Raw genomic sequence first — 7639 nt, forward strand, 5'->3', positions numbered from 1 at the left:
AAACTCAAGGCGTAGACTTCGTGGCAACGTGGAATACTGAAGGATTAGGTGGCACGCTTGATTTTACTCTTGCGGCAAACTTTACTGAAACCGATGTGGTGGATTTATTTACACCGGCAGGCAGTGGCCTTGAGGCAATACCGGTTGAAGATGTATTTTCATCTCAAGAAACATCAATCATCGAAGAGTGGCAACCACAGGATCGGGTAAACTTAAGTGCTTTATATAAGCTTGAGGATTGGACGGTAAATTTATAGTTAAATCGTTATGGTGAATACACAGTTGAAGATGGTGGACGCCAAACTTACGGCGCTGAGATCCTTACTGATGTAAAAATTAATTACTTTGTTACTGATAACTTATCATTAAATATTGGCGCTAATAACCTGTTTGACGTATATCCGGATAAAAACGAAATTGGTAACTCACGAGCAGGTACTATTGTAGATGCTTCAGGTAATACCATAGTGAATTCAACAGGGGTGTTTGAATATTCTCGCCGTTCAGCGCCGTTTGGTTATAATGGTGCTTATTATTACTTAGGTGCTGAATACCGTTTTTAAATAATATTTATATCTCATTATTTAAAGTCAAAGATATTTAATTTAAAAGGGCCACAGGGCCCTTTTTTTGATTACATAATATATTTATAAAACTATATTTTTTTTTGCATACGACTCATTTCAGCATGACAACTCTGTATGGTTAATAAGGTTTTTGCCAGCGCTGCTTCACAGTCAGATGGTTGTGGTTTATCCATGGCTGCTTTAATCTCTTCAATAGTTCTGTCTTCGACCTCTTCAAGTTCTTTGACATAAGTATCGTCGTTGTCACTGCTAAATTTAGTCAATAGCGTTGTGTAAGCACTGCGTAATTCTACTGAAAAAGACGAGCCATCCTCGCGCTCACCTTTTTCATTGATTGCATAAGGCTGGAGTTGTTCAGCACTTACTTTTCGGGCGTCAATCATGCGCTGAAAAAGTGAATTAATGGCAGGATCTTTTACTTTCTCCTGTGCTTTTTCATAAAAGTCGATGCCGCTGTTCATTACTTGAATAATGTCAGTGATATGAGTTGCTTCGTTTCCTTGATGGTTATTCATAATAATGACCTCTTTTAATTTAATGAAATAATATCTTCATCTAGTCAAAAGCAAAGGTCATTCCATGATTTTTATAATTTTAAAGTTTTGATTTACAGCGATTTTTTTGTGGGTATGCTCGGCGTGTCAATAAATCACTGAGCATATTTTACAGAAGTACATGTAATAGTGAGGGGTTACTTTAGTTCCTCAGCTACTTCGGCTACCTTTTGGCGTAACCAAACGTGGCTGGCATCACGGTGTAGTAGTGGGCTCCAAATCATATCAAGCTCAAACGGCGGGATTGGAAAAGGAGGTTCTAAAATAGTTAGGCCAGGATCGTCCAAATAAATATTGGCAGCTTTTGAGGGCAGAGTGGCTACCAAGTTTTGCTCTTTAGCTAAGTGAATTGCAACATGGTAATTACGAGTAAAAGTGGCAATATTTCGGTGCTTCTCAAAGCGAGCCAGAGCTTCGTCAACCCAGCCAAGCTTTTGCACATCTTTAGGATCCATACCAACACCAACACCAAAGCCCGTTTTGCTTACCCAAATATGTCGTGCTTTTAAGTAACTATCTAAACTAAATTGTTCAATGATTGGGTTATCCGCTTTAACTAAGCAGCAAAAGCTGTCTTTCCATATTTGCTTATGGTGAAACGATTGCGGTAGGTTTTCGAAACGGTTAATGGCCATATCGACTTTACCGTTTTCTACATCGTGAAATGTGACATCGCTTGGAGTGAGTATATCTAGGGTCGTGTCTGGCGCTTCTGCGTGTAACTTACTCAATAGGCGCGGGGCTAATGTACTGGCTGCGTAATCACTTGCCATAATACGAAATACCCGTTTACTTTGGCTAGCTTCAAAATCACGGTTGGGCGCGAGAGTCTCTTCTAATGTCATTAAAATGCTACGGATCACCGGTTGTAACTCTAATGCACGCTCTGTGGGTACCATGCCATCGCTGGTACGCACTAAAATTGGGTCGTTAAATAAATTACGCAGGCGTTTTAAGCCGTTGCTCATAGCTGGCTGGGTAATGCTTAGTTGGTTAGCCGCGCGAGTGACGTTACATTCGCGCAGTAAGGTATCAAGATAAACGAGTAAGTTTAAATCTATTTTACTGATATTCATTGTCTGTCCTTGGGTTTACCAACTATGGATAAACCGTTGTTTTTCTGGATAGGGATAAATATGACTAACCACGCCATTTTTTATATTTTTTTGCGCTTGTTGCCAATATCCTACATCGAGTAGCTCAGGGTGAGCCTGGGTAAAAACCGTTTTATATTTTGGGTTAAGTATTACAAAGGTACATAATTGTTCAGGGAATACGTCTTGAGGAGCTACTGAATAACTTTGTTCGTTAGTTAAGTAGTCATCATAATTTTTAGCTTTTGGTAGTGCCCTAAATCTCATGTCTGTAAGGTACTGTACCTCATCGTAGTCATAAAATATAACCCGTTTATGTTTACTCACACCAAAATTTTTCAGCAGCATGTCACCAGGGAAGATATTTACCGAAATCATTTCTTTTAATGCTTGGCCATAAGCTGTAATTGCGCTTATTGCATCTTCTTTATTGGCGCTTTGTAAATATAGATTAAGCGGTATCATGCGCCGTTCAATATAGAGGTGTTTTATTATTAACAGATCACCTTCAATACTCATTGAATCCCCAATGGTCTCTTTTAATAGTGCTAGTAATGGCGGTTTAAATCGCGCTAGTGGAAACACGACATTGGAGTATTCTATGGTGTCTGCCATGCGGCCAACACGGTCGTGGTTTTTAACTAATTGATAGCGTTTTAATACAGTGTCGCGACCAAATGGCTTGCTTTCACCGAAAGTATCTTTAATGACTTTAAAGACATAATCAAATGAGGGCAGGGTGAATACCATCATCACCATTCCGGGTGTTCCGGGCGCGACGACAAAGTCATCATTAGAATGTTGTAAGTGGTTTAAAAGTTCGCGATAAAACTCAGTTTTTCCCTGTTTATGAAAGCCAATTGCATTGTAAAGCTCGGCCAGTGTTTTGTTAGGCATGAGCTGATTTAAAAAACGTACCAGTGCAGAAGGTGCGTGTGTTTCAACCATAAAATAAGCTCGGGCAAAACCAAATATCACACGCATTTGAGATGATTTAGTCAGTAGCGCATCTAAATAAAGGCCTTGGTTTTGATGGTGCAATATAGCAATAATAAAAGGCTGTATACCGCTTTGCGATACTACTCGACCAACTATATAAGCGGCTTTATTTCTAAAAAAAGGGGCTTGCAGCATATCAAAGCGCATCTGTGATGCTTGATGATGAGTGTCGGGAGCTTGATTATAAAAAGCTTTAACTAATAAGCGAATATCGCGATCAAGATCAACATACGGAGTTTTGAAGTCATATTGATTTAGTATTTTACGTATCGTTGGCCGCAACCCATCAACTACAGGAAAGTAACTTCTGTATTCAGCTTCTACTGGTAGTGCGGGTTCATTTGCAAGAGTTGTGGTGACAAAGATAAAGTTATTGTTAAAGTAACGATGATGAAAAAGGCGACAAAACACAGAATTATAAAAAGTTTCAGCCAGTTCAGCTTGAGGGTGAAAGGTTAGATATTGTTGATAAATTTGCTTACAGCTATGCCACTTGTCAGTACTAAAGGGACTATTATGTATATTTTGTTTTAGTTTCTCGGTTGTTTCGTTTACCCGATCATCATAATAGGTTATGCGTAAGCTGTTAATGTCATGCATGCAGGCCCAGTCTTGTTTCGCAAATGCACTAGGTGCTGTTGCTGTGATCTGCTGAAATAGCTGATAGTGGGTTTTAAATCCGTTTAAAATTAAGTCTGCAACTTGCTGGGGCTGCATTGTAATATCCTTAATAGAGTACATACTATTTTTATTAAGGTTATGATAAAAAATAGTAAAACCCAAGCGTTTATTTGTACCTTGCTAGTTGCTTCTCTAATTTAGCAAGTTGTTTCTTTTTACTTTTTAACGTTGCCTTAAATGATGTATCGAGTTGTGCAATTTTTTTAACAATATCTTTTTTGATTCGGTTGGTTTCATCCTCACTTAAAATACGTTTAGTACGCTGTTGTTGCTGATATTTGGCGCGGTCTAGATTGCGCTTTAAAATAGCAATTTCATGTTTTTTACTACGTATTTCGCCGTTAAGATTACGAATGGTTTGTGTACGTTCAATATTATTGAGTGTTTTTATATGATCTTGTTTTGGAAATTGGTTGGCAGAGTGGCTTATTAATTTATGTTTGGTGGCGTTTGGGCTGCAAGGAAGTTGGCTAAATGTTGTGCCTTTGTCAGTAGTGCACTTATAATAATGAGTCGTATCGTTGGCACTTGCAGTATTTATAACTGTAAAGAATACCAACTGTATGGTGAGTGTTTTCATTAGCACCTGGGTCCCTAGATGATCGTTTAGTCCTTAATTGATCAACTATAGCCTAGCTTATTTAACTCGCAAGCTAGGCTATTTTAATTACCAAATAAAATTTTATTCAGAAAAACGCTTTAGACTTTTAATGCTTTGTACTAAAAATGGAATATCAAGGCCCTGTTCAATTGAGAAACCTTGCGCAGCAGAAATATTTTTATAATTCCCGTCTGAATCAATTAAAGTAATACGGTCTTTTTTATAGGCTATAAACACACCTTGAGAATAATTAACGCCCATATCATTTTGTTTTTTGTATAAATCTACACCAAGCATAGTTTGTGCAGCCAATGCCTGACAATTAAAATACTTACTTAAAATGGTCGCAATAATATCACTTGGTTGTATGAGCCCTTCAACATGGGTGATTTTTTTATCATTACTATACAAGGTTGTAGTAGTTACAATATCTTTACTATTTGGGGCGAGCGCAAAAGCAAATAAATGAGTGCTGTCTGTCCGTACCGTACTATTTTCATCGGCTTTTACTATACGAATAGCTGCATCTTCGATGGTTGATACAGTATTTATGTATGCAAAGCTTTCAAATCCAGACACCACCATACTTTTACGTTTATTTAACCAGATGGGTAGAGATTGCTCTTGCATGAGCGCAGGCTTGTAATAAGCGGGTAAACCATAAATTAAGCTAAACAAACTATCTTCTGTGGCAATAGGCTGTAAAAATTGCTCAGTTGAATACAGAGCTTCATGTTGCTTGGTAAAGTTTATGAGGGCCTGTTGATTACTAAATACTAAAACATCTACTTTATTAGGCGTGAAAGCTTCGCAGCGCTCTAGGGGTAAAGATGCCTTATAATTAATATTTTGATTATTTAGCCTAACATTATGTGCTTGTTTGTAGCTTTCAATATCAAGTAAATCATTTTTAGCCAATAAGCTTTTCGCAGTCGTTGGGTATGAAAGCGGTAACACATTATCTTGCTTGGTAATGTCAAACTTTAAATTTGCATCAGCCCAAATATGTATACTATGGCTCATTGCAAAACACACCAGTAAAAAGGAACTGGCATAGCGGGCAAACTTATATTGCTTTAAACGCGCTAAATGGTGCCACGTATAATTACTGGCAAGTAACTGAAAGGCTAAAATAAGCATCACAATACCGCCAGCAAGTAGTGTTGTAAGTGCTGGCGAGCTGGTAATACGATGCCACAATAAAGTAATTATTTCAGGAAGTGCTGAGCTACTTAAGTGATACCCAAGGTTAAAATAAACATAGGCATCAAGTGTAAGTAAAGATGCTCCACAGGTTGATAAAACGGCTGCCATGCCGCGAATATGCCGTGGGTAAGGGAATACTAAACTAAGTGGAAATATGGTTAGCACAAACGCAATAAAAATAATGAAACTAGTATGGCTTAACCAAGTTACTAGCATATAAATAGCACCTATAAAGGTGGAGGGCGCTGAGTCTGCAAATAAATAACTTAAGCTAATTAAAAGCGCTAAACCAATATTTGCAAAGGTAAACCAATGGCCCCAACTTAATAATTGGCTTGCTTTTGATGAGTACTGATTATGCTGCGATAAATTCATAAAGTTTATTTAACCGATTGCGCTAACGCTTTTGCAAAGTTATCAGCAACGGCTTGCCTTTTTGCTGCTGGTACATGCTCTTTTAAGATATGCGTGATAGAATTTCCTAAACACATAAGGCTTAAATCAACCGGTGCATTGTGTTCTGTTAGCACATCAATTAGCTGATCGACGATTTGTTCTACTTGGTCATTGGAATATTTTGATAAGATTGGCATCAGTTGGTTCAATAAAAGAGTTATATTCTCGTATTTTAACACTAGAGGCGTGAAAAACAAAGATGACAACAGATGTTAAAAAGTTAGTCGTTCATTATGTAGACAAAAAAGACGACGAGACGCAAATTCACTTACGAAATGATGAAATGGCTATTAATGAAAAGGTATCGGTTTTCATTGAGCAGCTACACCACGCATATAATGGTAAACCAGGCAAAGGCTACTGTGCCTTTAGCGGTGAAAAAAATAGCATTGTGGCTTCTGCGATGCAAAGCTATCGTAATGACGAACTTGGCTTTTGGCATATGACTGAGCAAGCAACAGAAGTGCTTAAAGAAGAGCTAAATAAATATGCCTTTAACGAAACCGGCTATTTAGTTTTTTGCCATTATCAATATGTGGCTAGTGATTATTTATTGGTTGCGATGATCAACATAAAAGAGCATTACTCAATCACTTCAGAGCTTGATTTAGCCTCATCACGCCATTTAGATATTTCTCGCATGCAACTTGCAGCCCGTATTGATTTAACTGCATGGGATACACAAGCTGAAGATAATCGTTATATTTCGTTTATCAAAGGTCGTGCTGGGCGTAAAGTTGCCGATTTCTTTTTAGATTTTCTAGGTTGTGAAGAAGGCATTGATTCTAAGCAGCAAAGCCAAGTAATGCTCGGCGCTGTTGATGATTACTTATCAGAGCAACAGTTTGAAAAAACCGAAAAAGACGATTTACGCAAACAAGTATTCGATTACTGCAACGACTGCGTAACCACCGGTGAAGACGCCAATGTGAGTGATCTATCAAGCACGCTAACCAAAGGCGACGACAACCCGTTTGAAAGCTTCTGTAAAGAGCAAAGCTATGACTTGGAAGAGTCATTCCCGGTTGATAAAAAAACCGTCACCAGCATGGTTAAATTCTCAGGTCTTGGTGGCGGTGTAAGCGTGAGCTTCGAGCGTAAACATTTAGGCGAGCGAGTAACGTACAACGAAGCAACCGACACCTTGGTTATAAAAGGAATACCGCCAAATCTAAAAGACCAATTACAGCGATTTATGGAAAAAGAGCAAGATTAAGATTGCAAGGTAAAAGCTTTAAGCTAATTTGAGTTATTTTAAAGCGAAGTGAATGCACTTCGCTTTTTGGTTCAACTAACTAGAAGTTGAATAGCCAATAGAGTAGCAAATTAACTAATTTTTCTTCACTTATTAGCTCAGCTGTTACAGCCTGTCGGGTAAAGTCCAATCCTACTCATCGAAACTGTAAGAGCAGATATGATCTACTAGAAACAAACATTAAAAAAGCCGCGTTAACTAATTTG

7 protein-coding genes and 1 pseudogene are annotated in these 7639 nt (G+C 38.1%); 2 read left to right on the forward strand and 6 right to left on the reverse strand.

What is annotated here, in order from left to right:
* Positions 1 to 563 (forward strand): annotated as a pseudogene (locus ACT3RM_RS16210) (ligand-gated channel protein); the annotation flags it as partial.
* Positions 564 to 655: 92 nt separating this feature from the next.
* On the opposite strand, the gene ACT3RM_RS16215 reads toward ACT3RM_RS16210, so the two are convergent.
* The 6 genes from ACT3RM_RS16215 to ACT3RM_RS16240 form a co-directional block, all read right to left on the reverse strand.
* Positions 656 to 1102, reverse strand: a complete 447-nt coding sequence (locus tag ACT3RM_RS16215) for a ferritin-like domain-containing protein (protein ID WP_441995292.1) — start codon at positions 1100 to 1102, stop codon at positions 656 to 658.
* A gap of 176 nt (positions 1103 to 1278) precedes the next feature.
* Positions 1279 to 2217 carry a LysR family transcriptional regulator gene (locus ACT3RM_RS16220; RefSeq protein WP_441995294.1) on the reverse strand — a complete coding sequence of 313 codons (939 nt, stop codon included), beginning with the start codon at positions 2215 to 2217 and terminating at the stop codon, positions 1279 to 1281.
* A gap of 15 nt (positions 2218 to 2232) precedes the next feature.
* Positions 2233 to 3951, reverse strand: coding sequence for a bifunctional isocitrate dehydrogenase kinase/phosphatase (gene aceK / locus ACT3RM_RS16225; protein ID WP_441995296.1), 1719 nt, complete (start codon positions 3949 to 3951; stop codon positions 2233 to 2235).
* 70 nt (positions 3952 to 4021) lie between these two features.
* Positions 4022 to 4495 carry a DUF4124 domain-containing protein gene (locus tag ACT3RM_RS16230; RefSeq protein ID WP_441995298.1) on the reverse strand — a complete coding sequence of 158 codons (474 nt, stop codon included), beginning with the start codon at positions 4493 to 4495 and terminating at the stop codon, positions 4022 to 4024.
* 102 nt (positions 4496 to 4597) lie between these two features.
* Positions 4598 to 6097, reverse strand: a complete 1500-nt coding sequence (locus ACT3RM_RS16235) for a DUF3413 domain-containing protein (RefSeq protein ID WP_441995300.1) — start codon at positions 6095 to 6097, stop codon at positions 4598 to 4600.
* 5 nt (positions 6098 to 6102) lie between these two features.
* The gene (locus tag ACT3RM_RS16240; RefSeq protein ID WP_404339866.1) at positions 6103 to 6315 is read right to left on the reverse strand and encodes a YejL family protein; all 213 of its coding nucleotides are present in this window, start codon (positions 6313 to 6315) and stop codon (positions 6103 to 6105) included.
* A 62-nt stretch (positions 6316 to 6377) separates the two neighbouring features.
* Here ACT3RM_RS16240 and yejK point away from each other — a divergent pair, with 62 nt between their 5' ends.
* Complete coding sequence (gene yejK / locus ACT3RM_RS16245; RefSeq protein ID WP_441995302.1) at positions 6378 to 7394, forward strand: nucleoid-associated protein YejK; 1017 nt, start codon at positions 6378 to 6380, stop codon at positions 7392 to 7394.
* The last annotated feature ends 245 nt before the right edge of the window (positions 7395 to 7639 follow it).

This window comes from Pseudoalteromonas sp. AOP7-A1-14, from assembly GCF_052376275.1.
In the GTDB taxonomy this organism is placed as follows: domain Bacteria; phylum Pseudomonadota; class Gammaproteobacteria; order Enterobacterales; family Alteromonadaceae; genus Pseudoalteromonas.

Excerpts from the sequence above, each read along its gene's own strand:
- ACT3RM_RS16235 (WP_441995300.1), bottom strand. The coding sequence starts at position 6,097 with ATGAATTTATCGCAGCATAATCAGTACTCATCAAAAGCAAGCCAATTA.
- ACT3RM_RS16220 (WP_441995294.1), bottom strand. The coding sequence starts at position 2,217 with ATGAATATCAGTAAAATAGATTTAAACTTACTCGTTTATCTTGATACC.
- ACT3RM_RS16240 (WP_404339866.1), bottom strand. The coding sequence starts at position 6,315 with ATGCCAATCTTATCAAAATATTCCAATGACCAAGTAGAACAAATCGTC.
- aceK (WP_441995296.1), bottom strand. The coding sequence starts at position 3,951 with ATGCAGCCCCAGCAAGTTGCAGACTTAATTTTAAACGGATTTAAAACC.
- ACT3RM_RS16230 (WP_441995298.1), bottom strand. The coding sequence starts at position 4,495 with ATGAAAACACTCACCATACAGTTGGTATTCTTTACAGTTATAAATACT.
- yejK (WP_441995302.1), top strand. The coding sequence starts at position 6,378 with ATGACAACAGATGTTAAAAAGTTAGTCGTTCATTATGTAGACAAAAAA.
- ACT3RM_RS16215 (WP_441995292.1), bottom strand. The coding sequence starts at position 1,102 with ATGAATAACCATCAAGGAAACGAAGCAACTCATATCACTGACATTATT.